The organism is Acutalibacter caecimuris (assembly GCF_034335085.1).
In the GTDB taxonomy this organism is placed as follows: domain Bacteria; phylum Bacillota; class Clostridia; order Oscillospirales; family Acutalibacteraceae; genus Acutalibacter; species Acutalibacter caecimuris.
Genome location: NZ_JAWXXJ010000012.1, coordinates 85,452 through 110,107, shown reverse-complemented (window position 1 = coordinate 110,107; position 24,656 = coordinate 85,452). Strand labels below are relative to the sequence as shown.

Genomic DNA, 24,656 nt, shown 5'->3' with positions numbered 1-24,656 from the left:
GAGAACTTTACAACTGGATGTGGGATAGGGAAATGTCATTTACCGGACAGATCAAAGCGGAATTATGTAAGATAGAAAGCAAACGCCTTTGCTGTTTGCGGGGAGAGTGTTACGGGATTTGGCTGTTCTCCAAATGCTTTTGCGTAAAGGAAAACTCCTTCACGACGGAAAGCCGCCCGGTTGCCAGCCGGATGCTGGAATTGGCCGCAGTGGGTGCGGGAACCTCTGCGCAACTGCGGTATGCGGTAAGCCGCCGGAAACAGCCTGCCTATAAGGTTAGCCTGCCAGAGGAGCAGGAACGGCTGCGGCTGTTGTCGGCATTTGGCCACACAGGACGGGAACCCAGTTTGCGTATCAACCGGGGCGCGCTGGAGGATGACTGTTGCCAAGAGGCATTTCTCCGGGGGGCTTTTTTGGCCTGCGGCAGTGTCACTGACCCGAATAAAGCCTATCATCTGGAGTTTGCGGCGCCCTACAAAAACCTGGCGGGGGATCTCTATACGTTGCTGGGCGAGGTAGGGGCGTTGGGCATCAACCCGGCGGTGGTACAGCGGCAGGGCGGTTACGGCGTATACCTAAAGGATAGCGGGCAGATCGAAGACTTGCTGACGTTTTTAGGGGCCACAGGGGCGTCTATGGAGTTGATGCAGGTAAAGATGTTCAAAGAGGCCCGCAACAATATTAACCGTAAGACCAATTTTGAAACGGCGAATATGGATAAGACCTATTCCGCTTCTGCACGGCAAATTGCGGCCATTGCGGCCATCAGCGACTGGCAGGGTTTAAATAGCTTGCCGGACCATTTGCAGGAGTTGGCGTTTTTACGGCTGAATGACCCGGAGTTGACCCTACGGGAGTTAGGGGAGAGGCTGGGAGTCAGCCGTAGCGGGGTAAACCACCGGCTACAAAAACTGGTGGAACTGGGGGAACGGCTGATGGAGGAAAAGGGCCTGGGCGGGATACTGTAACCGATGGCCTGATGGTGGATTATGCTTGCTGGGAGGCGAAATAATGGCGTTTGTGCATCTGCATTTGCATACAGAATATAGCCTGTTGGATGGGGCCTGCCGTATAGAGCGGCTGATGGATAGGGCTAAGGAGTTGGGGCATCAGGCCGTGGCAATTACCGACCACGGGAATATGTACGGCGCGATCGAGTTTTACAAGGCGGCAAAAAAACGTGGGATCAAGCCAATTATTGGCTGTGAGGTCTATGTGGCCAAACGTACCCGGTTGGACAAGGTTCACGAACTGGATAGCGAAAACCGGCACTTGGTACTGCTGTGCAAAAATGAGGTGGGGTACCGAAACCTGGCGGCTATGGTTTCTATGGGCTGGGTAGAGGGCTTTTACAACCGTCCACGTATCGATTTTGAACTGATGGAGCGGTATCATGAGGGGTTAATTGCCCTGTCTGCCTGTGTTTCCGGCGAGATACCCCGTACATTGCTGCGCGGTGATTATGCCGGTGCAAAGGCTGCGGCTTTACGGTATCAGGAGATATTTGGCGAGGGCAATTTCTATCTGGAATTACAGGATCACGGCTTAAATGACGAACACTATGTAAACCCAAGCCTGATCAAGCTGTCGAAAGAAACAGGCATCCCTCTGGTGGTGACAAATGACTGCCACTACATCTCCGCCGCCGATGTGGAAATGCACCGGGTGCTGATGTGCATTCAGACCGGCAAGACCGTGGAAGAGGGGGGCGGGCTGGATTTTGGCTCTGGCGAGTTGTATTTCAAGACGGAGGAGGAGATGCGGGCACTTTTCCCCGAATTACAGGAGGCCGCCGACAACACAGTCAAGATCGCCCAACAATGTAACCTGGAGTTTGAATTTGGCAAAACCAAGCTGCCCCGGTTCGATACCCCGGACGGCACACCCAATCAGCAGTTTTTTGAAAAGCTTTGCCGGGATGGCCTGCGGGCCCGATATGGGCCAAACCCCGGACAGGCACTGCTGGAACGGCTGGAATATGAGATGGGTGTGATCACCAGCATGGGTTATGTAAACTACTACCTGATTGTATGGGATTTTATCCGCTACGCCAAAAGCGTGCAGATCCCCGTGGGCCCAGGGCGGGGCTCTGGTGTAGGGAGCCTGGCGGCTTACTGTGTGGGTATCACAAATGTAGACCCTATCCGGTACAACCTGATTTTCGAACGGTTCCTAAACCCGGAACGGATCAGTATGCCTGATTTTGACGTGGATTTCAGCGATGAGCGCCGGGACGAGATTATCGACTATGTGCAAGAGAAATATGGCGCGGACCATGTGGCGCAAATTGTTACCTTTGGTACGATGGGGGCGCGGCAGGCCCTGCGGGATGTGGGCCGGGCTATGGCGCTGCCCTTTGGCAAAGTGGACCAGGCGGCAAAGCTGGTGCCCAACGAAAAGGATATGACCCTGGAAAAGGCGTTGGGCCAGATTCGGGATTTCCGGGAGCGCTACGACAGCGATTTACAGGTGAAAACGCTGGTGGATATGGCTGTTAAGGTAGAGGGGATGCCCCGGCACACCTCCACCCATGCAGCGGGGGTGGTCATTACCGACCGGCCAGTGCTGGACTACGTGCCCCTGGCCCGCAACGATGATGTGGTGGTTACCCAGTACACCATGACGGCCATTGAGGAACTGGGCCTGTTGAAAATGGACTTTTTGGGCCTGCGGAACCTCTCGGTGATCGACAATGCCGGCAAGCTGATCCGCGTCAGGGAGCCGGGTTTCTCTATGGAAACGATTTCCTATGAGGATGCCGCGACCTTTGCCATGCTGGCAGAGGGCTATACGGTGGGGGTGTTCCAGTTTGAATCAGCGGGTATGACCCGTCTGCTGGTGCAATCCCAGGCCCAGGGCATCGAGGATTTAACGGCTATTATCTCCCTGTACCGGCCGGGGCCCATGCAGTTCATCCCCACGTATCTGGAGAACCACCGCAACCCTGGGGGCGTTAAGTACAGGCATGAAAAGTTGCGGCCGATCCTGCACGTTACCTTTGGCTGTATTATTTACCAAGAGCAGGTCATGGAGATTTTCCGTGAACTGGCAGGCTACTCACTGGGGCGGGCTGATATTGTACGCCGCGCTATGTCCAAGAAAAAGCACGATGTGCTGGAACGGGAACGGCAGCTTTTTATTGATGGCTTGCAGCGGGAGGACGGCACCTGGGAGGTGGAAGGCTGCGTCAACCGTGGGGTGGACCGTGCTACGGCAGAGGTGCTGTTCAAAGAGATAGAGGATTTTGCGTCCTATGCTTTTAACAAATCCCACGCGGCAGCCTATGCCTATGTGGCTTATCAAACGGCCTATCTTAAGTGCCATTACCCACAAGAGTACATGGCCGCCCTGCTTTCCAGTGTGCTGGGGTATACCGTTAAGGTTGCCGAATACACCGAAGAGTGCAAGCGCCTGGGGCTGGCGGTACTGCCGCCGCATATTAACTTCAGCGGTGTTGGTTTTACGGCGGATGGGGAGAGCATCCGTTTTGGGCTGGCCGCGGTAAAAAACCTGGGGCGGGGCGTGATCGCCCGGATGGAACAGGAACGCCAGCTTAACGGACCCTTTACCTCTTTTTATGATTTTTGCAAGCGCATGGCCGGTAAGGAAATGAACCGCCGGGCCATTGAAAGCCTGGTGAAATGCGGGGCCCTGGACGGCCTGGGGCATAACCGCCGTGAGATGCTGTTGGCAGTAGAGCAGATATTGGGTGCTTTGGAGGAGGATAAGCGGCGGAATCTGGAAGGGCAGGTGGGCTTTTTTGATACACCTGGAGAAACTTCGGCGGTGGGGGAGCCCGTGCTGGACAAAGCAGAAGATTTTTCCGCGATGGATAAGCTGGCGATGGAAAAGGAAGTGACCGGTATGTACCTGACCGGGCATCCCATGTCCGGCTATGCCGGGCTATATGCGGCCGGGCGGTATGCCAGAACCGGCGATATCCTGCAAAGCGCGGAAAACAGCGAGGCGGGTATGGCGCGGTACCAGGACGGGCAGAGGCTGTCTGTGCTGGGGATCGTCACCTCTATGCGCCGCAAGGCCACGAAATCAGGGGCGACAATGGCCTTTGTCACTCTGGAGGATATGACAGGCGCTATTACGGGGCTGGCATTCCCCAGTATGTTGGAGGAGTATGGCAACCTTCTTTATGAGGGCGCGGCCGTGGAAATAGAGGGCCGCCTCAGTTTCCAGGAGAACAAGGCGCCTGAGCTTATCTGCGAAAAAGCCGCTACGCCCCCCAAACCGGGGGAAACAGGGGAGGGTGCTCCCCGCAAAAACGTCCGTCCAGGGCTATACCTGCGGGTGGAGTCCCAGGGGGATCCACTGTACCGCAAGGCGATGCAGTATGCCGATATATTCAGCGAAGGGCGCAGCGACCTGTACATCCTCTTCAAAGACAGCGGCAAGATGGTAAAGGCCCCGCCCCGGTACCGCCTTGATGTAAACCGTCCATTAGTGGAGGCGCTGGAAAAGCTGCTGGGGCAGGAAAACATCAAATATGTGGCCACGCCATAGGGGAAATGAAGGGGAAAATGCTATGGGAGCAGTAAAATATTGTTTCCCCCCTTGATAATTCCCGAATATTTGATATAATTAGGGTATGAAACTGTAACAGTCTGGGCCTGGGGCCTGGATAAAGTTGGAGGTAGCAAAATATGGGAGCCAAAACAATAGCAGTATTGACCAGCGGGGGCGACGCCCCTGGTATGAACGCGGCCGTCAGAGCGGTGGTGCGCAGCGGTATTTCCTTCGGCATGAAGGTATACGGCGTAATGCGCGGCTATAACGGCCTGCTGAACGGCGATGTGAAAGAGATGAATATGCGCAGCGTGTCCGATATCATCCAGCATGGCGGCACGTCCCTGTTCACGGCCCGTAGCCCGGAGTTCAACACCGCCGAGGGCGTGGAGAAGGCAGCGGCGTTCTGCCGGGAGAAAGGCATTGAAGGGGTCGTCGTTATTGGCGGCGACGGTTCTTTCCGTGGGGCCAGGGATCTGTGCGGCGCGGGCATTTCCTGCATCGGCGTACCGGGTACGATTGATAACGACATCGCCTGCACCGACTATACCATTGGGTATGACACGGCGCTGAACACCGCGATGGAGATGATCGACCGCATCCGTGATACCACGGAGTCCCACGACCGTTGCAGTGTGGTAGAGGTTATGGGCCGCCGTTGCGGGGACATTGCTCTGCACACCAGCATTGCCGTAGGCGCTATGACTACGCTGGTGCCCGAAGTTCCCTATGATTTCCAGCGGGATATTGTTGACCGGATGAAAGCTGCCCAGCAGACCGGCAAGCGCCATTACATAATCGTGGTGGCCGAGGGGGTAGGCCATACCCAGGAACTCACCGAGCGCATCCAGGCTGCTACCGGCATTGAGAGCCGGGCCACGGTATTGGGCCATGTACAGCGGGGCGGCTCCCCCACCCTGCGGGATCGTGTGGTTGCCAGCCGTATGGGTTTCCACGCGGTGGAGTTGCTGAATAACGGCGCCTCCAACCGTGTTGTTGCCCTTAAGGGCGAGCAGGTGGTAGACTTCGACATTACGGAGGCCTTGAATATGCCCCGTATTTTTGACGAAAACCTGTACCGGGTTTCCGCCAGGCTGTCTATCTAAAGGTTTTCAATTAAAAAGCGCACCCCACACGGTGGGTGCGCTTTTTTCGGTAAGCTTTATACCAGATCTGCCTGCTGGCATAGCCGGCACAGGGCCATTGCGGGCAGGGTCAGCCCAAACCATAGGGCCGAATAGGGTAGGCAGACCTGCCCCAGCAGGTTCAACGGCATATCCGAGTAGTCCCACACCCCCAGCCCCAGGGCGCCGTTGACAACCAGCCCTGCGGCCAGTTCAACCCCCGTAATCAGCCCTGACCCGGCCAGGCACCGGGTGAAAAGGCTTTTACCGGCCAACCGGCCACAGCACACCCAGTCTATCAGGCACAGGCATACCCCGCCGGCCAACGCCATAGAACAGTGCGTGTGCCCCCGCCAGGCCATTTCCAGAGTTGGATAGGCACAGCTACCGGCCAAGAACAGCATCCCGTCCTTGCTCATAAAATGCCACACTCCCTTGTGTTTTTTCCGCGGCGCGGCCGTGCTGAACAGCCTGCCACAGCATTTTTCCGCGCTTGTATCCACAGGCAATAGTATCTCCTGTCCCATGCAAACTATTTTGAGCATTTTACGAACTATATTGATGGATTGCTTGAAAATCCTTGAATTTTTGGCGTTGATTGCCTATAATATTTGCAGTGGGAGGAAACTCCCGCAAAATAACCGAAAGGTGGGGTCATTTATGAAAATTCTGGTGACTGGCGGCGCGGGGTACATTGGCAGCCATACGGTAGTTACGCTTTTGCAGCAGGGCCATGAGGTGGCGATTGTAGACAACCTGAGCAACAGCAAAAAGGCTGCGGTGGAGCGCGTAGGGGAGATTGCCGGGAAAAAGCCGGCGTTCTATGAGTGCGACGTACGGGACGAGGAAAAGCTGCGGGAGGCGTTTGTCAAGGAGCAGCCCCAGGCAGTGATCCACTTTGCCGGGCTGAAGGCCGTAGGCGAATCGGTGGCCCAGCCGTTGCGTTATTATGACAACAACTTAAACTCCACTTTGGTGCTGCTGAAAGTGATGGCGGAACAGAATGTCAACAACATCATTTTCAGTTCTTCGGCCACAGTTTATGGGGAACCGGCCACGGTACCTATCCGGGAGGACTTCACCCTGCCTAGCAGCGCGGCTTGCCCCTATGGCAATACCAAGCTGATGATCGAGCACATCCTGACAGACTATGTGTATGCCCATCCGGGGTTCAGCGCGGTGTTATTGCGGTACTTTAACCCGGTGGGCGCCCATGAAAGCGGGCTGATCGGCGAGGATCCCAACGGCATCCCCAACAATCTGGCGCCCTATATTGCCCAAACCGTGGTGGGCAAGCTGGAGAAGGTGCATATCTATGGCAATGACTATCCCACGCCGGACGGCACCGGTGTGCGGGACTATATCCATGTGGTGGATCTGGCCGAGGGCCACGCGGCTGCCCTGCAACTGTTTAAAGACAAGCCCTGTGGGTTGAAGGTCTACAACTTGGGTACGGGTAAAGGCTGCTCGGTACTGGAGATGATCGCGGCCTTCTCCAAGGCGGCTGGCAAGGAGATCCCCTATGTAATTGATCCCCGCCGTCCGGGCGATATCCCCACCTGCTATGCGGACTGCTCCCTGGCGAAACGGGAACTGGGCTGGGAGGCCAAAAAGAACGTAGACGATATGTGTGCCGATACCCTCCGCTGGCAGCGGATGAACCCCAATGGCTTTGAGGATTGAGGAAACGGTGGTGCTGGCCTCCCAGTCCCCCAGCCGGAAAATGCTGCTGGAACAGGCGGGGGTCAGCATAGAAGTAATGGTTTCCGGCGTGGATGAAGAGGTACCGGAGGGGTATACGCCTGTCCAAACCGTGGAGTGCCTGGCACGCCGCAAGGCCGAGGCTGTAGCCCCGCTGTGCCCGGACCGCCTGCTGATCGCTGCCGATTCTGTGGTGAGCATCGACGGTATGATTATTGGCAAGCCAGAGGATGACCAGGCGGCAAGGGCTACTCTCCGGCGGCTTTCGGGGCGCACCCATAAGCTTTACACCGGCGTTTGCCTGGTGGCGCGGGGCCAGACCCAGGTGTTCCACCAGGTGACGGATGTGACCTTTTATCCGCTGGCCGAGGAGGAGATTGCCGCGTATGTGGCGATGGGGGAATCCACCGGCCGGGCAGGAGGCTATGGCATAGAAGGGGTAGGGGTCATGCTGGTGCAGGGCATCAGCGGCGACTACCCGAACATTGTAGGCTTGCCGGTGGCAGAAACCCTCCGGCGGCTGCGGGCAATGCTTGCCTGAGGCCGCCGGGATCTAAAACTAGAGCCTGACCGGTAGGTGGCCGAGCCGCCTTTTCGCACAACGGAGCGTTTTTGCGTAGTATAGCATGGAGGTGGCGCCATGCTATACATAAAGAGAAGACCTCCCCGCCGGTACAGGCAGGGGAGAAGGAAACTGCCCAGGGTGTTGTTCCTTTTGGCGGCGGTTCTGCTGGGAGCGGCGGCTTTTTCAGAGCTGGCGCTTTCAGCTATTTCCCCCGAACTGACCCAGGAGGCTGCCAGGGGGTACATACTGGACTGTGTGACAAAGGCGGTAGAGGCAGAACTGGCTACGGATCCATCCCCCTTTGTCACGGTAGAACGCCAACAGGACGGCCAGGTTACGTTGGTAAGTGCGGACCCGGAACGGCTGAACCGGCTAAAAGCCGGGGTGCTGGAGCGGCTTTCCAAAACGCTGCGGGGGCGGGCTACCGCCTATGTGCCTGTAGGCAGCTTGACCGGCGTGGGCCTGCTGAACGGCCGGGGATTCCCAGTGCCCATCAAGCTGCAACTGGAGGGTTCGGCGGTGGCGGAGTTCTCCACGGACTTTACCAGCGCGGGGTTGAATCAGACCTGCCACCGGCTCACCCTAACGGTGCGGGCCCGTGCCTATTCCCAATCCAGGCGGTTTGAAACCGCCGTGGAGGCTGAAACCACCACAGTGCTAGCGGAAACTATGGTGGTAGGCGAGGTGCCGAAACTTATGACTGGCGGCACCGTGCGGAACCAATCGTAGTTTCATCCCAAAGTGATTGGGTAAGGCAAAGATGCTGAGATTTTCGCCCTGAAACGGCCGCTTTCAGCCAGATAAAGTGTAAAACCATGCGCTTACAGAGGTGAGGGCGGAAAACCTAATAATAAGGCCAAAAACAAGGAATAATAACCCAATAACTATCATGGCCAAGCGAGTACTGGCCAAACGGCCCCACAAAGCTTGAAACAGCGCAAAAGGTTGCCCCAGAAAGCCCCTTGATTCGCCAAAGGCAGCCTTAACCGGCGCAATCCAACCCAAAACAGAAAGCACGAGGACATTATGGAAAAAAAAGCTGCGGAACAGGAACTGCGGACGCTGCGGGAGCAGATCAGCTACCACAGCCGGAAATACTATACCGAAGACGACCCGGAAATCAGCGATTTTGAATATGACCGGCTTTATCGGCGCCTGGAAGAACTGGAGGGGCTTTTCCCAGAGTTGATAACGGAGGATTCCCCGACCCAAAAGGTGGGGGGGCCTGTCTATAATACCTTTGCCCCGGTGGTTCATCAGGTGCCGCTGGAAAGCCTGCATGATTCCTTCTCGGAGGAGGAATTGTGGGATTTTGACCGCCGTGTCCGTGAGGCGGTCAGTGGGCCGGCGTATGTGGTAGAGCCCAAGTTCGATGGCCTTTCCGTGGCCCTGGAGTATGTTGACGGGGTATTCACCCGGGGCTCTACCAGGGGTGACGGCGTTACCGGCGAGGATGTTACGGAGAACATCCGCACAATCCGCACGGTCCCTAAGCGGCTGACAGAGCCGGTCCCCTTTTTGGAGGTGCGGGGCGAGGTGTATTTGTCTGATTCCGGTTTCCAACGGCTGTGCGAACGCCAGGAACTGCTGGAGGAAAAGCCGTTTAAAAATCCCCGCAACGCTGCGGCCGGCTCGCTGCGGCAGAAGGACCCGAAGATCACCGCCGGCAGGGAGCTGGACATTTTTGTGTTCAATGTGTTGCAGGCCCAGGGCGAGGCATTTACCGGGCACGCGCAATCCCTGGAGCGGATGCGGGCATTGGGGTTTACGGTGCCGCCTATGTACTTCCGGTCGGGGGATATGGGGGAGATCATCCGCTTTATCCGGGAGATCGGCGACAAACGGGGGGATTTTGACTTCCCCATTGACGGCGCTGTGGTAAAGGTGGACAATTTCGCCCAAAGGGAGGAATTGGGCAGCACAGCCAAATTCCCCCGCTGGGCGGAGGCCTTCAAATACCCGCCGGAAGAGAAAGAAACCACCTTGCTGGGGGTCGAAGTCAACGTGGGCCGCACCGGGGTGCTGACCCCCACAGGGGTGTTTGACCCGGTAACGCTGGCCGGTACCACCGTCAGCCGGGCCACGCTGCACAACCAGGACTTTATCACCGAGAAGGATGTGCGGGTCGGTTCGCGGGTTATCCTGCGCAAGGCGGGGGAAATTATCCCCGAAGTGGTGGCAGTTGTGGAAAACCCGGAGGGTTCCCACCCCTTTTTGCTGCCGGAAACCTGTCCCTCCTGCGGGGAACGGGTTTCCAGGGCAGAGGGGGAGGCGGCGGTTCGCTGCACCAACCCCCAGTGCCCGGCCCAGTTGTTGCGCCATTTGATCCATTTTGCCAGCCGGGACGCTATGGATATCGACGGGTTGGGCCCGGCATTGTTAGAGCAGCTTACCAGGGAGAAGATCGTACAGTCCCCTGCCGACCTGTACAGCATGGACGAAGAGCAGTTGGCCGGGCTGGAGCGCATGGGGAAGAAATCGGCGGCAAACCTGTTGGCAGCGGTAGAGCGCTCAAAGGGGAATGACCTGTACCGGCTGGTATTTGCCTTGGGCATCCCCCATATCGGGGCAAAAGCGGCCCAGCAGCTTTGCGGGCATTTCACCAGTATGGCGGCGCTGATGGAGGCTGCCGGGGAAGTGCCTCCCCCTGGCGCGGAGGATGAAGAAAAACAGGCAGCCCAGTGCCGCATTGCCCAGGTTGACGGCATTGGTGTAGATATGGCCATGTCCTTGCGGGACTTTTTCCATCAGGAACCGGCGAGAGAGTTGGTGTCCCGGCTGGCAGCGCTGGGGGTCAATATGCAGGCACGCGAACCAGAGCAGAAAGGGACGGCACTGGCAGGGAAAGCCTTTGTGCTTACCGGCACGCTGCCCAGCCTCAGCCGTAAGGAGGCCACAGAATTGATACAGAAACACGGAGGCAAAGTGACCGGGTCGGTGTCAAAGAAAACGGCTTACCTGCTGGCCGGCACGGATCCTGGTAGTAAATGGGAGAAGGCCCAGGCACTGGGTGTGCAGGTGCTGAGCGAGGAAGAACTGCTGGCTATGCTGGCAGAAACAGAATAGGCAATCAAACCACCCCGCATAACCGAATGGAGGAAGAAACATGACGATCAATATAAAGGAATTATACGGCGACCGCTGGCAAGAACAAGCTGCCCGGTACGAGGAGATACGCAAGGGGTTTATAGAAACTTTCGGGGATGACCGGGACAGCGCTTTTTTCAGCGCGCCGGGACGTACGGAGATCGGCGGCAACCATACGGACCATAACCATGGGCGGGTCTTGGCCGCAGCCATTGACCTAGATATTGTGGGTATGGCCCGGAAGACGGAGGACAACACCGCCAGGCTGCGTTCGGTGGAATACCCCCGTATGGATACGGTCAATCTTGCGGAACTGGCCCCCCGCAAGGAATCCAGCGGTTCCCAGGCCATTATACGGGGCATCCTGTCCCGCTGCAAAGAGTTGGGCTACCAGATAGGCGGGTTTGAGTGCTTTACCCAAACCCGGGTGCTCAAGGGTTCGGGGCTTTCCAGTTCAGCGGCTTTTGAGATACTGGTGGTCACGGTCATCAGCCATCTCTATAATGACGGCAAGATCGATCCGGTAGAGGCAGCCAAAATTGCCCAATATGCGGAGAATGTCTACTTTGGCAAGCCCTCCGGCCTGCTGGATCAAATGGCGGCCTCGGTGGGGAGCGTAACGGCGATGGATTTTGCGGATCCCGCTAAGCCTGTGATCGAAAAAGTGGACTTTGACCTGAACGCCTACGGCCACGCCCTGTGTGTGGTGGATACCGGCGGCAACCATGCCGACCTGACCCCGGATTACGCTGCTATCCCGCAGGAGATGAAAGCGGTTGCCAAGTACTTTGGCAAGGAGTTCCTGCGGGAGGTGGATGAGCGGGACTTCTACGGTAGCCTGGTGGAATTGCGCAAGGCGGTCAATGACCGGGCTGTGCTGCGGGCTATGCACTTTTTTGACGACGACCGTTTGGCCCATGAGGAGGCAGAGGCCCTGAAGGCAGGGGCGTTCGACAGGTTCCTGGGGATGGTACAGGCCTCCGGGCGTTCCTCTCAGGAGCGGTTGCAGAACGTATTCTCCTCGGCGCACCCGGAAGAGCAGGGTATCACCCTGGCGCTGACGGTTTCTGCCTTTTATCTACAGGGTCGGGGCGCCTGCCGGGTACATGGCGGCGGCTTTGCAGGCACCATCCAGGCGTATGTGCCCTTTGACCTGCTGGAAAGTTACCGGGAAGGCATGGAGAAAGTCTTTGGCAAGGGTAGCTGCTATGTGCTGTCGGTTCGTGGCTGTGGCGGCGTAAAAGTAGAGGCATAAGCTGTGCCACAGATCAAATGGTTAGGGATTATCCGGGATGATCCGGGCATATACCTGCAAGGCACCTTGCCTACCCATGCGGCCAGGCTGGAGATGCCCCGCTCTACCGCTGGGCTGATGGGGAAAGCGGCGGCCTTTCTGCCGCTGCCTTTTGGGCTGATTTTTATGGCCATGTTCTGCAAAACCTTTTTTGGGGGGCGTTTACCTGTTAGCCCGGTGTGGGTGGCGGTGGGGACGTGCGTAGGCCTTCCGGGCCTTTTACTCCACGAGTTGCTCCATGCCCTGCCTTACCCCGGAGAGGCGGTGGTGGGTATCGGCATTTACCCCAAGGCCCTGGCGGCAGTGGCGCTGGTTTCCTATCCCCTCAGCCGGGGCAGGTTTATCCTTATGGCCCTGCTGCCGGCGGTACTGGGGGTGGTTCCACTGCTGCTGTTCCTGGTGACGCCCCCCGGCTGGCTGGGGCTGAACGGGTTCCTGTTCGGTTTTGGGGTGATGGGACTGGTTAGCCCTTACCCGGACTTTTACCATGTGTTCCAGGTGCTGCGGCAGACCCGCCGGGGCTGCCAACTACAGTTTGTGGGGGACAGCCTGTACGCTTTTGACTGATCAGGCAGGTTCTGTTGACTTTCCCGTTTTCAAGGGGTATAATCAATAGGTAGACATCTACACAATCTAGGGGAGTTGAAACTATGCTGCATGAAACAAAGAAACCGGCTATTTCTGCCGAAGAAATTGCCAGGGTAAAGGCCCTGGGCTTTTTGTGGGACAAGAATACCCCGGACTGCTTTAACGGCAGGGTTATTACCCATAACGGCAAAATAACCGGTAAGGAATTGGCCGTTGTGGCCGAGGCTGCCGAACGGTTTGGCAGTGGGGAAGTGACCCTGACTGTGCGTTTAACGGCGGAAATCCAGCGGGTACCCTTTGAGAATATTGAGCCCCTGCGGGCGTTTTTAAAGGAGCACGGGTTGGAAACCGGCGGTACAGGGGCCAAGGTGCGCCCAGTGGTTTCCTGCAAGGGCACCACTTGCCAGTATGGCCTGATTGATACCTTTGACCTGTCGGAGAAGATACACCAGCGGTTTTATGAGGGCTGGCATGATGTGAAACTGCCCCATAAGTTTAAAATTGCCGTGGGTGGCTGCCCGAACAACTGCGTGAAACCCGACTTGAACGACTTGGGCATTGTGGGGCAGCGGGTACCTGTGGTGGATTTGGAAAAGTGCCGGGGGTGCAAGGTCTGCCAGATCGAGAAAAACTGCCCGATCCATGTGCCGAAGGTAGAGAACGGCAAGGTCCTTATTGACGATGCCCAGTGCAACCACTGTGGCCGCTGCCTGAATAGATGCCCCTTTAAGGCATTTGAGGACTATGTGCCGGGCTATAAGGTCTATATTGGCGGGCGCTGGGGCAAAAAAGTGGCCCAGGGAAGGTTTTTGGACAAGCTGCTTACCAGCGAAGAGGAGGTTATGACCGTGATTGAGCGGGCCATTGCCCTCTTCCGCGACCAGGGCCAGCAGGGCGAGCGGTTTGCCGATACGATTGGGCGTATTGGGTTTGAGAAAGTGCAGAAACAACTGCTAAGTTAAGTGTAGATGTGCCGGGCATGAGCCGCAACCAGAGGGGGGACCCCCTTGGGTTGTGGCTTTGCTTTTTGAAAAAATTGGGAAGAAAATATGCATTTTGCTTGACAAATGCGGCCAGTTAGGATAAACTATATAGGGGGTTAGAGATAACTAATCGTGGATTAGTTTAGGCTAATTCCCAAGGTCATACAGGGATAGTATACGGGTAAAAACAGACGAAAAAGGAGGAAAATACCTATGATACCTTTAACCATGGCTGCACCCGGTGAAACGGTGGCTATCCGCAAGATAACCGGTAAGGATGAGGTGCGCCGGCATTTGGCTGAACGGGGGTTTGTGGTGGACGGTGCCGTAACGGTGGTCAGCCGGTTGGCGGGCAACTTGATCTTACAGGTAAAGGACAGCCGGGTGGCGTTGGACAGCACCATGGCGAACCGTATTTTGATTTAGGAGAGGAGGCGGCGTGAAACCCCATCGGGCGCAAAGGCAGGCGATGGGGTGCGGGTGCGTAACCGGCGAAAGAAGAGGTGCGCCGGCATTTGGCTGAACGGGGATTTGTGGTGGACGGTGCCGTAACGGTGGTCAGCCGGTTGGCGGGCAACTTGATCTTACAGGTAAAGGACAGCCGGGTGGCGTTGGATAGCACGATGGCGAACCGTATTTTGATTTAGGAGAGGAGGCGGCGTGAAACCCCGTCGGGCGCAAAGGCGGGCGATGGGGTGCGGGTGCGTAACCGGCGAAAGAAGAGGTGCGCCGGCACTTGGCTGAACGGGGGTTTGTGGTGGGCGGCGCCGTAACGGTGGTCAGCCGGTTGGCGGGCAACTTGATCTTACAGGTAAAGGACAGCCGGGTGGCGTTGGACAGCACCATGGCGAACCGTATTTTGATTTAAGAAAGGATGATGGGTATGAAAACCCTGAAAGAGGCAAACGTAGGCGATACCGTGCAGGTGGTCAAACTACACGGGGAGGGGGCGGTGAAACGCCGGATTATGGACATGGGGATCACCAGAGGGGTGGAGATTCTGGTGCGCAAAGTGGCCCCGCTGGGGGACCCTATGGAGCTGTGTGTGCGCGGGTATGCGCTTTCGGTGCGTAAGGTGGATGCAGAGATGATTGAAATTGCGTAGGCGGCTATCGTCCTACAAAAAAGTTAGCTAAAACTAATTAACAGGAGGCAATGGTACATGGACATCAAGATTGCGCTGGCTGGGAACCCGAACTGTGGCAAGACAACGCTGTTTAACGCGCTGACAGGGGCCAGCCAGTATGTGGGCAACTGGCCAGGGGTGACGGTAGAGAAGAAAGAAGGCCGGCTGAAGGGGGACCGGGCGGTGGTGATACAGGACCTGCCGGGCATCTACTCCCTTTCGCCCTATACGCTGGAGGAAGTGGTGGCCCGCAGCTACCTGGTCAACGAGCGGCCGGACGCTATACTGAATATTGTGGACGGGACCAACATAGAACGGAACCTGTACCTGACAACCCAGTTGATTGAACTGGGCCTGCCGGTGGTGGTGGCGGTGAACATGATGGATCTGGTGCGCCGGAACGGGGACAGCATCGACGTGAAAAAGCTGGGGGAGGCCCTGGGGTGCCAAGTGGTGGAAATGAGCGCCCTGAAAGGGGAGGGGGGCCTGGAGGCAGCCCGAAAGGCGGCCGGGCTGGCCAGGGAAAACCCGGCGGGTGGGCCGCCCACTGTGTTTACCGGCAGCGTGGAGCAGGCCATTGCCCAAATTGAGGCGTCTATCTCCCAGAAAGTTAGCCAGAACTACCTGCGCTGGTATGCCATTAAGGTGTTTGAGCGGGACGAAAAAGTGCTGGAAGAATTGGCGTTGGACAACCGGCTGTGGGAGCAACTGGAAGGGTATATTGCCGGGTGCGAGCAGGAGTGGGAGGATGATGCGGAAAGCATCATCACCAACCAGCGTTACAGCTATATCAGCGGCGTAGTGGGCCGGTCGGTGAAGAAAAAGGCGGCCCGTCACAGCCTGTCGGTTTCGGATAAAATCGACCGGGTCGTTACCAACCGTGTGCTGGCGCTGCCGATTTTTGTGGCGGTGATGTTCCTGACCTATGCCATTGCGATGGGGGGCTGGGGGATCTCGGTGGGGACCATGGCCACGGATTGGGCCAATGACGGCCTGTTTGGGGAGGGCTGGTTCCTTTGGGGCGGCGGTGAAGCCTGGGAGGAGGCAGCAGGGGCTTTTGCGGATGCGGCAACGGTGATAGAGGGCTTTGAGAGCGCCGCGGCCGAGGCGGGGATGACGCCCCAAGAGGCGGTATCGGCCGGGCTGGAAACCCCGGTATATTTCTATCAGGAGGAAACCGGGGAAACCCTGACCGAAACCGCCGGCCCGGCTGCGTATACCGCCGCTTTGGCTGTGGAGGAGCCTGACCCCCATGCCTATGGCCTGTGGGTGGAGGGCATTCCTACCCTGGTGGGGGCTTGGCTGGAGGAAATTGGTTGCGCGGATTGGTTGTGCGGGCTGATTTTGGATGGTATAATAGGGGGCGTGGGGTCTGTGCTGGGCTTTGTGCCCCAAATGCTGGTGCTGTTCCTGCTGCTGTCTGTGTTGGAGGACGTGGGCTATATGGCCCGGATCGCCTTTATTATGGACCGGGTGTTCCGCAAGTTCGGGCTTTCCGGCAAGAGTTTTATCCCCATGCTGGTGGGCACCGGCTGCGGTGTGCCGGGCATTTTGGCCTCCCGCACCATTGAGAGTGAGCGGGACCGCCGGATGACCATTATGACCACCTGCTTTGTGCCCTGCGGCGCGAAAATGCCCATTATCGCCCTGTTTGCGGGGGCGCTGTTCGGGGGCAGCACATGGGTGGCGGTTTCCGCATATTTTATGGGTGTGGCGGCCATTGTGATCTCCGGGGTTATACTGAAAAAGACCCGATGGTTTGCCGGGGACCCGGCCCCCTTTGTGATGGAGCTGCCCGCCTACCATGTGCCCACGGCAGGTAATGTGCTGCGGGCTACCTGGGAGCGGGGCTGGTCGTTTATCAAGCGGGCGGGTACGGTGATTTTGGCCTCCAGCGTGGCCCTGTGGTTTTTGCAAGGCTTTGGCTTTACGGACGGCGCCTTTGGGATGGTGGAGGACAACGAAGCCTCTTTGCTGGCAATGGTGGGCTCGGCCGTGGCGGTGGTTTTTGCCCCGCTGGGGTTTGGTACCTGGCAGGCTGCGGTGGCTACCCTGACGGGGTTGATCGCCAAGGAAGAGGTTGTGTCTACCCTGGGCGTGCTGCACGCCGGAAACCTCAGCGAGGAGATTGCCTTGGCATACACCCCTGTGGCGGCTTACAGCTTTATGATCTTTAACCTGCTGTGCGCCCCCTGCTTTGCGGCCATGGGCGCGATTAAACGGGAGATGAACAGTTGGAAATGGACCCTGGGGGCCATTGGCTATATGTGCGGATTTGCCTATGTGGCGGCGTTTGTGGCGTACCAAATAGGCACGGCCTTTACGGCAGGGTTTGGCCTGGGGACTGGGGCCGCGCTGCTGGCGCTGGGGGCGGTGGCCTACCTGATGGCCCGCCGGAACAAGTATGAAGATCACCTGGCTGTGCGCGCGGTTGCCGCGGCGGAAAAATAAGGAGGGATAGCCTGTGTTGTTGGCGACTGTGATCAACCTGCCGACGATTGTGATTGCGGTGGGGATTGGGGCGGTGGTTGCCGCCATTGTGGTGCGGGGCATCCGCAGGCGCAGGAGAGGGGAGGGGGGCTGTAGCTGTGGCTGCGGCCAATGCCCCCACAGCGCCCTGTGCCATGGGGGAGAGCCCAACAAAGGGGAGAAGGGGAACAAATAGCAGAAAGCCGTCCCGGTGGGGGCGGCTTTTTGTTGTGGGGGCGTTTATGTAGCGGCAGGCGGCGTGGTGGGGCGGGAGATTGTCACCTGAATAGGCAAAAGGAAGTTGACAATGCCAAAAGCCTATGGTAGTATAGGGGCTGAAAGGGAAATCAACCAGGAAGGAGGCGCCCTATGCAAGTTGCCGAGCAGGTTTTACAACTGTTGCAGGATAACCCCAACGCGGTTTCCGGCGAAGAAATGGCGGAACGGTTGCAGATCAGCCGGAATTCTGTTTGGAAAGCGGTACAAAAGCTGCGGCAGGCAGGGTATGAGATCGATGCCACCACCAACAAGGGCTACCGGCTGGTGTCAGAGAGCAATGTGCTTAGCCCGGAGAATGTCCGCCGCCACTTGGACAGCGGGGTGGCGGATGTGGCCATTGAGGTGCGGGAGTCGGTGAGCTCTACCAACACGGTGCTGAAAACCCTGGCCGAGCGGGGTGGCCGGGAAGGGATGGTGATCATTGCGGAACGGCAGGAAAAGGGCAAGGGCCGGCTGGGACGCAGTTTCCATTCGCCCAAAGGCACGGGCCTTTATATGAGCGTGCTGCTGCGGCCAAAGTTCCCGGCGGAGCAGGCATTGGCCATTACCACAGCGGCGGCTGTGGCTGTGGCCGGGGCCATTGACCGGGTTACCGGCGAGCGGAGCCAGATCAAGTGGGTGAACGACGTCTACCTGCATGGCAAAAAGGTCTGCGGCATTTTGACCGAGGCCGCCATTGATTTTGAAAACGGCAGCCTTAACTACGCCGTATTGGGCATGGGGGTGAACTTGCAGGAGCCGCCGGGCGGGTTTCCGGCCGAGTTGCAGGGGGTGGCAGGGGCTATTTTTGCCGAGCCGCCCCCAGCAGGGGCCAGGGCCCGCCTGGCAGGGGCAATACTTAACCGCTTTTTTGCCTATTACCGGGCGATGCCGCGGCAGGCCTATATGCGGGAATACCGGGAGCGCTCATTGCTTACGGGGATGGAGATCTGTTTCCAGCAAGGGGACTGCACCTGGGAGGGCACCGTGACAGGTATTGACGACCAGGCCCATCTGCTGGTAAAACTGCCGGACGGCAGCACCAAGGTGTTTGGGGCCGGGGAAGTGTCTGTGGTAAAGGAGAGCTTGCAAAAAAATCTGCACAAATAGAAAGGGGAAACCTATGAAACTGGAATGGAAAAACAATATGCAGAAAATGGTGTGCACGGGGGTTTTAGCGGCGGTACTGGCGGTGCTGTCCCAGATCAGCATCCCCTTGCCCAGCGGCGTGCCGGTAACGTTGCAGACCTTTGCCGTGGCCCTGTGCGGCTGTGTGCTGGGCCCTGCCATGGGGACGGCTGCGGTGGCGGTCTACCTGGCCCTTGGGGCGGTGGGCGTACCGGTGCTGGCAGGGTTCAGCGGCGGGTTTGGCTCGTTTGTAGGCGTGACGGGCGGCTTTTTGTGGGGGTTTTTGCTCATGGCCCTGCTGTGTGGGCTGGGGGCGCAGGCTAAAAACAAGGTGATGGCTGCCCTGTTGGGCATGGCGGGCCTTGCCGTCTGCCATATCTGCGGCGTTGTGCAGTTTGCGGCGGTCATGGACACGCCCTTTACCCAGGCGTTTTTCATCGCCTCGGCCCCGTATCTGGTCAAGGATGTGATCTCTGTGGTGCTGGCATATTTTGCGGCGGTTGGCATTGGGGCCAGCCTGAAACGGGCCGGGATAGGGGGCCTGGCATGAAACAGGTGCGGGGGCACCATCTCTTCTGTATGACGCTGTTTTCCGGGCATGGCTATGACGGCCGGTTTGCCGAGAATATGGGGCGCTTGATTGAAGGATTCCAGGCCGGCGAAGAGTTACAACTGTGCGGGGGGCAGGACGCCATTTGCGGGGCTTGCCCCAACCGGGAAACGGACGGTGGCTGCGCGTTGGGTACGGAGGATGTGCAGCGCAGGGACACAGTGGCCCAAAAGGTGTTGGGGGTAGGGCCGGGGCAGGTTTTAAGCTGGGATGACGCCATGGAAAAACTGCGCACCCTGACAGGGCCCCAGTTCCAGGCGGTATGTGGGGGTTGCCGTTGGGCGGCCGAAGGATTGTGCAGTTTTGAACTACTGTGCAAACGGGCCGGAAAGGGGCAGGTTAAGCCGGAAGATACTTAGTCCCGCGCCCGCCGCCTATGCGCCGGATAGCGCCGGCTTTTACCATCGACCCCAAGACCGCCTCTACGGTGGTGGGGCTGATCATGGGCAGGGCGGCACAGATGTCTGACTTGGAGATGGGCTCCTGCCGGTTCAGGACCAGTTCCTCTATGCTGGCGCGCTTGGTGCGTTTCCGGGCGGGTATCCACGAGAGGCATTGCCGGTACGACAGGTAGAGCAGGGAGAGGAAGATCTGCATATAAGGCAGATAGTCATTATGGCCCTCGGCCCAATATAGGGCGGATTCCTGAAAAGCCCGGTGGTAGAAGGAGAAGTAGCGGTGGATCATGGCCTCCAGAGGCAGGAAACTGCACATGGTATACCCCGCTTTGCATAAAAGCAGGCGGGCGAGCAAAAACACGGTGCCGGCGGGCGCGTTTGGGAAAGGCGCGGTACAGAGCAGATCCAACGTAATACAGGGGATGAGCAGGAAAGCATCCGCCTCTTCTGCGGCGGAAACATAAGCGGAAAAAGCCAGGTCGGCGGCCTGGCTTTTTTCTGTGCTGCCATAGGCCCCGGCGGCCCCCTTGGGCAGCAGGAGGCGGTTTAGCTGCAAAAAGCCTTCCCTGGTAGCCTCTATGTCGTCAAACTGCTGGCTAACGGCTTGCAGGGCTTGTCCATAAGCAGCGGGGGGCACATCTTCCAGGGAGGCAGCGCCTGTGGTGGCGGCCTCCCAACCTTTTTGTATGACGCCTTCCCGCTGCTGGGGGGAGAGGGCCAGTTGTTGGGCGCAGAGGGAATCCAGCCGGCGGAGGGCCGGCAAAAGGCTAGCAAAGCCCTGGGGCAGCGGCATCATATTGAGAAAGGCGTAGTCATAGGTTTTCATAATGGGGCCCCCTTTTCTGCATATTATTATAACAGATATGGTCGGCAAATGCAACGGTTCTAAAAAAGATAGTATGTGCAGATGATTTGCGGGCTTGCTTTTCCCGGCGCTTTCCATTATAATAGGGCAAAGAGGGATGCGTATGGAACTGTTTACGGACGATAAAAATCGGGAACTGAAACCCCATGGTACCTTTGGATTTCCGGTATATGTGGATAAAAAGCCTATTTCCTCCTATCCCACGGGCTTTTTCCCCTGGCATTGGCATGACGAGGTGGAATTTACGTTGGCAGTTACCGGGCGTATGGAATACCGGATCAATGACCGCCATTACCTGCTGGAGGAGGGGCAGGGGCTTTTTTGTAACGCCGGGGCCCTGCACGCAGGCAGTATGGCGGACCGTGACTGCGACTACATATCGCTGACCTTCCACCCGCGGCTGCTGGCCGGGTTTGAGGGCAGCACGGTGGGGGCCAAATATGTCTTTCCGCTGGTGGAAAGCCGCGCGGTGGCCTCGAAACTGCTGCTGCCGTCCATTGCCTGGCAGGCGGACGTATTGGGGCTGCTGCACGAGGTATACCGGCTTTGCAGGGAGAAACAGCCCCTGTATGAACTTTATGTGCAGAAAAACCTGACGGAAACCTGGCGCCTGCTGTATGAGAATTGTGCGGAACAGGTGCAGAGCGGCCCGGCGGAGGACTCGGAGAAAGTGCGGCGGCTGCGGACGATTTTGGCCTTTTTGCATGAACATTATGCAGAAAAGCTTTCGCTGGAGGAAATTGCCCGGCAGGTGGGTTTGTGCAAAAGCGAATGCTGCCGGTTTTTTAAGCGCGAGATGGATGCGTCGCTGTTTGATTACCTGCTGGATTATCGGATCGGCCGGAGCCTTTCCTATTTGCAGGCAGGGTGGTCGGTGGCGGACACAGCGGCAAAAACCGGGTTTTCGGATCCCTCTTACTTTGCAAAGGTGTTCCGGCTGCGCACAGGGCGCTCGCCCAGCGGCTACCGCAAGGAAAACAACGGGGGGAAAACTGCATATAAATCTGCATACAGGAAGGAAGGAACGGGATGAGACAGCAGACTTTGTTTGAGGCCAGCCCCGCAGACACCCCACTGGCTACGCGGATGCGCCCCCGGAACCTGGAGGAGTTTGCCGGCCAGGCCCATCTGCTGGGCGAGGGGAAGGTGCTGCGGCAACTGATCGACCAGGACCGAGTGCCTTCTATGATCTTCTGGGGCCCGCCAGGGGTGGGGAAAACCACCCTGGCCCGGATCATTGCCGGCCGGACGCGCTCGAATTTCATCAATTTCAGCGCCGTTACCAGCGGTATCAAGGAGATTAAAGAGGTGATGGGCCAGGCGGAGCAGACCCGGCTGTTGGGCGAGCGCACCATCCTTTTTGTGGATGAGATCCACCGCTTTAACAAGGCGCAGCAGGACGCTTTTTTGCCCTTTGTGGAGCGGGGCAGCATTGTGCTGATTGGCGCCACCACCGAGAACCCCTCCTTTGAGGTCAACTCGGCGTTGCTGTCGCGGTGCAAGGTCTTTGTGCTACAAGCGCTGGCTACGGAGGATCTGGTCCGCCTGCTGCGCCGGGCCATAGACGACCCCAGGGGTTTTGGCGGGCAGAATGTGCAGATAACCGATGATATGCTGGCTATGGTGGCCAATTTTGCCAACGGTGACGCCCGCACCGCTTTGGGTACCCTGGAGATGATCGTGCTGAACGCCCCCCGCCAGGCGGATCAGGTGCAGGTGACGATGGAGGTTATCGAACAATGTGTGAACAAGAAGTCACTTTTGTATGATAAGAATGGGGAAGAGCACTACAACCTGATCTCTGCCCTGCACAAATCCATGCGGAACAGCGACCCCAGCGCGGCGGTCTACTGGCTGGCGCGTATGCTGGAGGCCGGGGAGGATCCCTTGTATGTGGCCCGGCGGGTCATCCGCTTTGCCAGTGAGGATGTGGGCTTGGCGGACAGCCGGGCGCTGGAGGTGGCGGTGGCGGCCTACCAGGCCAGCCATTTTATCGGGATGCCGGAGTGCAGCGTCAACCTGGCCCATGCGGTTGTGTATATGTCCCTGGCGCCTAAGTCCAATTCGTTGGAGGCCGCCTATATGGCTGCTGCCGCTGATGCGCAGAAAATGCTGGCCGAGCCGGTGCCGCTGGTCATCCGCAACGCCCCCACGCGGCTGATGAAGGAACTGGACTACGGCAAGGGCTACCGCTATGCCCATGACTACGAGGACAAGCTGACCACCATGCAGTGCCTGCCGGATGCACTGAAGGACAAGCGGTACTATGTGCCCACCAACCAGGGGAGCGAGGCCCGCCATGGGGAACGGCTGCGGCAAATAGAGGAGTGGAAACGCCGGCATCGGGAGGAAGAGCAGAAGGGATAGGCAGATAACCATTGTTTATATGCAGTTTCTGTTTGGGGTAAAGTGGCCGGGTGGTGGGGGCCTGTACGGCGGCCATCGCCTTTTGTGGCCAAGCCTATTGACAAACGGCTTTTCTGATGCTAAAATAAAGAAAACAGAATAAATCCTTATCAAGAGCGGCGGAGGGACAGGCCCTGTGATGCCCGGCAACCTGTAACGGTGTGACTGTTGCAAGGTGCTAATTCCTGCGGATGAGAACCGGCCAGGCCGGTTTCCAGCACCCGAAAGATGAGGCGTAATAGGGGCCCTCGTTTTTCGAGCGGCCCTTCTTTTTGTTAGGATTTATCCTGCCAAATATCGTGAAAGGGGCAAGTTTTACTATGAAATTGTTTACATCTGAGTCTGTTACAGAAGGCCATCCCGACAAAGTGTGCGACCAGATTTCCGACGCGGTGCTGGACGCCATTATCAGCCAGGACCCCCTTGCGCACGTGGCCTGCGAAACCACCGCCACCACGGGCGTGATCCATGTGATGGGGGAGATCTCCACCACTTGCTATGTGGACATTGCCAATGTGGCCCGCGAGGTGGTCAAGGAGATTGGCTATGACAACCCTGCCTGCGGTTTTGACGGCAATACCTGCGGGGTGCTGACCTCTATTGACGCCCAGTCGCCGGACATTGCCATGGGCGTGAATGAATCGCAGGAGGCAAAGAACGGGGAAACCGACGAGAACAGCTTGGTAGGCGCGGGCGACCAGGGCATGATGTTCGGCTTTGCCTGTGACGAAACCCCGGAATATATGCCCATGGCCATTTCCTTCTCCCATAAGCTGGCCAAGAAACTGGCACAGGTGCGCAAGGATGGCACCTTGAAATACCTGCGGCCGGACGGCAAGACCCAGGTGACGGTGGAGTATGACGGCGACCAGGTCAAGCGCATTGACGCGATTGTGATCTCCACCCAGCACGACGAAAATGTGCGGCTGGATAAGCTGAAGAAGGATATGGTGAAGTATGTGATTAAGCCGGTGATCCCCTCTGAGCTGGTGGACAGCCGGACCCGTATTTACATCAACCCCACCGGGCGCTTTGTGATCGGCGGCCCGGTAGGCGACAGCGGGCTGACCGGCCGGAAGATCATTGTGGATACATACGGCGGCTACGGCCGGCATGGCGGCGGGGCTTTCTCCGGCAAGGACCCCACCAAGGTAGACCGTTCTGCGGCCTATGCGGCCCGCTGGGTGGCCAAAAACATAGTAGCCGCGGGCCTGGCCCGCCGTGCTGAAGTGGAGCTGGCCTATGCCATTGGCGTGGCCCGGCCTGTTTCGGTAATGGTAGACACCTTTGGCACGGGCACGGTCAGCGATGAGTGCCTGGCCGAGGCGGTGAAAAAGGTCTTTGACCTGCGGCCCACCGCCATTATCAAGGAACTGGACCTGCGCCGACCCATCTACCGCCAGTTGGCGGCCTACGGCCATATGGGCCGGGAGGATTTGGACGTGGCCTGGGAAAAGACCAACCGCACCGAGGCCCTCCGTGAGGCAGTAGAGAACGCGTAACCAAAAGAAGTCCCCGGCAGAAACCGGGGACTTC

At 58.0% G+C, this 24,656-nt stretch carries 22 protein-coding genes, 2 pseudogenes and 1 riboswitch; of the genes and pseudogenes, 22 read left to right on the top strand and 2 right to left on the bottom strand.

Annotation, left to right across the window (positions count from 1 at the left end; all coding sequences use genetic code 11):
* The first annotated feature begins 32 nt into the window (after window positions 1-32).
* The 3 genes from whiA (at window position 33) to pfkA (ending at window position 5,624) form a co-directional block, all read left to right on the top strand.
* The gene (gene whiA, locus U8U01_RS08960; RefSeq protein ID WP_322173492.1) at window positions 33-968 is read left to right on the top strand and encodes a DNA-binding protein WhiA; all 936 of its coding nucleotides are present in this window, start codon (window positions 33-35) and stop codon (window positions 966-968) included.
* 43 nt (window positions 969-1,011) lie between these two features.
* The gene (locus U8U01_RS08955; protein ID WP_322173490.1) at window positions 1,012-4,515 is read left to right on the top strand and encodes a DNA polymerase III subunit alpha; all 3,504 of its coding nucleotides are present in this window, start codon (window positions 1,012-1,014) and stop codon (window positions 4,513-4,515) included.
* 140 nt (window positions 4,516-4,655) lie between these two features.
* On the top strand, window positions 4,656-5,624 hold the full coding sequence (gene pfkA / locus U8U01_RS08950) for a 6-phosphofructokinase (RefSeq protein WP_322173488.1): 969 nt from the start codon (window positions 4,656-4,658) through the stop codon (window positions 5,622-5,624).
* Window positions 5,625-5,680: 56 nt separating this feature from the next.
* On the opposite strand, the gene U8U01_RS08945 is transcribed toward pfkA, so the two are convergent.
* Window positions 5,681-6,061 (bottom strand): putative ABC transporter permease, encoded by a 381-nt coding sequence (locus U8U01_RS08945; protein WP_322173486.1) that lies wholly within the window; start codon window positions 6,059-6,061, stop codon window positions 5,681-5,683.
* Between the two features lie 241 nt (window positions 6,062-6,302).
* Between U8U01_RS08945 and galE the strand changes: the two genes are divergently transcribed.
* From galE to U8U01_RS08865, 16 genes and pseudogenes are all read left to right on the top strand, one after another.
* Window positions 6,303-7,325 (top strand): UDP-glucose 4-epimerase GalE, encoded by a 1,023-nt coding sequence (gene galE, locus U8U01_RS08940; RefSeq protein WP_322173484.1) that lies wholly within the window; start codon window positions 6,303-6,305, stop codon window positions 7,323-7,325.
* Window positions 7,309-7,884, top strand: a complete 576-nt coding sequence (locus U8U01_RS08935; RefSeq protein WP_322173482.1) for a Maf family protein — start codon at window positions 7,309-7,311, stop codon at window positions 7,882-7,884. The genes galE and U8U01_RS08935 overlap by 17 nt, the downstream gene beginning before the upstream one ends.
* A 99-nt stretch (window positions 7,885-7,983) precedes the next feature.
* Window positions 7,984-8,637 carry a sporulation protein YunB gene (locus U8U01_RS08930; protein WP_322173480.1) on the top strand — a complete coding sequence of 218 codons (654 nt, stop codon included), beginning with the start codon at window positions 7,984-7,986 and terminating at the stop codon, window positions 8,635-8,637.
* A gap of 297 nt (window positions 8,638-8,934) precedes the next feature.
* On the top strand, window positions 8,935-10,974 hold the full coding sequence (ligA, locus tag U8U01_RS08925; RefSeq protein WP_322173478.1) for an NAD-dependent DNA ligase LigA: 2,040 nt from the start codon (window positions 8,935-8,937) through the stop codon (window positions 10,972-10,974).
* A gap of 40 nt (window positions 10,975-11,014) precedes the next feature.
* Window positions 11,015-12,250 (top strand): galactokinase, encoded by a 1,236-nt coding sequence (locus tag U8U01_RS08920; RefSeq protein ID WP_322173476.1) that lies wholly within the window; start codon window positions 11,015-11,017, stop codon window positions 12,248-12,250.
* Between the two features lie 3 nt (window positions 12,251-12,253).
* The gene (locus tag U8U01_RS08915) at window positions 12,254-12,856 is read left to right on the top strand and encodes a DUF3267 domain-containing protein (protein ID WP_322173474.1); all 603 of its coding nucleotides are present in this window, start codon (window positions 12,254-12,256) and stop codon (window positions 12,854-12,856) included.
* A gap of 83 nt (window positions 12,857-12,939) precedes the next feature.
* Window positions 12,940-13,839 (top strand): ferredoxin-like domain-containing protein, encoded by a 900-nt coding sequence (locus U8U01_RS08910; RefSeq protein ID WP_322173472.1) that lies wholly within the window; start codon window positions 12,940-12,942, stop codon window positions 13,837-13,839.
* A 234-nt stretch (window positions 13,840-14,073) separates the two neighbouring features.
* Entirely contained in the window at window positions 14,074-14,286 is a 213-nt protein-coding gene (locus tag U8U01_RS08905) for a FeoA family protein (protein ID WP_322173470.1), read from the top strand.
* 68 nt (window positions 14,287-14,354) lie between these two features.
* A pseudogene (locus tag U8U01_RS08900) lies at window positions 14,355-14,507 on the top strand (FeoA family protein); the annotation flags it as partial.
* Window positions 14,508-14,575: 68 nt separating this feature from the next.
* A pseudogene (locus U8U01_RS08895) lies at window positions 14,576-14,728 on the top strand (FeoA family protein); the annotation flags it as partial.
* 15 nt (window positions 14,729-14,743) lie between these two features.
* Entirely contained in the window at window positions 14,744-14,965 is a 222-nt protein-coding gene (locus U8U01_RS08890; RefSeq protein ID WP_322173468.1) for a FeoA family protein, read from the top strand.
* Window positions 14,966-15,022: 57 nt separating this feature from the next.
* Window positions 15,023-17,437, top strand: a complete 2,415-nt coding sequence (feoB, locus tag U8U01_RS08885; RefSeq protein ID WP_322173467.1) for a ferrous iron transport protein B — start codon at window positions 15,023-15,025, stop codon at window positions 17,435-17,437.
* Window positions 17,438-17,450: 13 nt separating this feature from the next.
* Complete coding sequence (locus tag U8U01_RS08880; RefSeq protein WP_322173466.1) at window positions 17,451-17,651, top strand: FeoB-associated Cys-rich membrane protein; 201 nt, start codon at window positions 17,451-17,453, stop codon at window positions 17,649-17,651.
* Between the two features lie 173 nt (window positions 17,652-17,824).
* Window positions 17,825-18,823: a biotin--[acetyl-CoA-carboxylase] ligase gene (locus tag U8U01_RS08875; protein ID WP_322173464.1), complete on the top strand. Its 999-nt coding sequence runs from the start codon at window positions 17,825-17,827 to the stop codon at window positions 18,821-18,823.
* Between the two features lie 13 nt (window positions 18,824-18,836).
* Window positions 18,837-19,391 (top strand): biotin transporter BioY, encoded by a 555-nt coding sequence (locus U8U01_RS08870; RefSeq protein WP_322173462.1) that lies wholly within the window; start codon window positions 18,837-18,839, stop codon window positions 19,389-19,391.
* Window positions 19,388-19,810, top strand: coding sequence for a DUF1284 domain-containing protein (locus tag U8U01_RS08865; protein WP_322173460.1), 423 nt, complete (start codon window positions 19,388-19,390; stop codon window positions 19,808-19,810). Before U8U01_RS08870 ends, U8U01_RS08865 begins: the two co-directional genes overlap by 4 nt.
* On the opposite strand, the gene U8U01_RS08860 is transcribed toward U8U01_RS08865, so the two are convergent.
* Window positions 19,791-20,675 (bottom strand): Fic family protein, encoded by an 885-nt coding sequence (locus U8U01_RS08860; RefSeq protein ID WP_322173458.1) that lies wholly within the window; start codon window positions 20,673-20,675, stop codon window positions 19,791-19,793. The genes U8U01_RS08865 and U8U01_RS08860 overlap by 20 nt on opposite strands.
* Window positions 20,676-20,817: 142 nt before the next feature.
* On the opposite strand from U8U01_RS08860, the gene U8U01_RS08855 reads away from it, so the two are divergent.
* The 3 genes from U8U01_RS08855 to metK all read left to right on the top strand — a co-directional run bounded on the left by U8U01_RS08855 (window position 20,818) and on the right by metK (window position 24,622).
* Entirely contained in the window at window positions 20,818-21,747 is a 930-nt protein-coding gene (locus U8U01_RS08855; RefSeq protein WP_322173456.1) for a helix-turn-helix transcriptional regulator, read from the top strand.
* Window positions 21,744-23,081, top strand: a complete 1,338-nt coding sequence (locus tag U8U01_RS08850; RefSeq protein WP_322173455.1) for a replication-associated recombination protein A — start codon at window positions 21,744-21,746, stop codon at window positions 23,079-23,081. The genes U8U01_RS08855 and U8U01_RS08850 overlap by 4 nt, the downstream gene beginning before the upstream one ends.
* A gap of 143 nt (window positions 23,082-23,224) precedes the next feature.
* A riboswitch (SAM riboswitch) is annotated at window positions 23,225-23,355 on the top strand.
* Between the two features lie 85 nt (window positions 23,356-23,440).
* On the top strand, window positions 23,441-24,622 hold the full coding sequence (gene metK / locus U8U01_RS08845) for a methionine adenosyltransferase (protein ID WP_322173453.1): 1,182 nt from the start codon (window positions 23,441-23,443) through the stop codon (window positions 24,620-24,622).
* The last annotated feature ends 34 nt before the right edge of the window (window positions 24,623-24,656 follow it).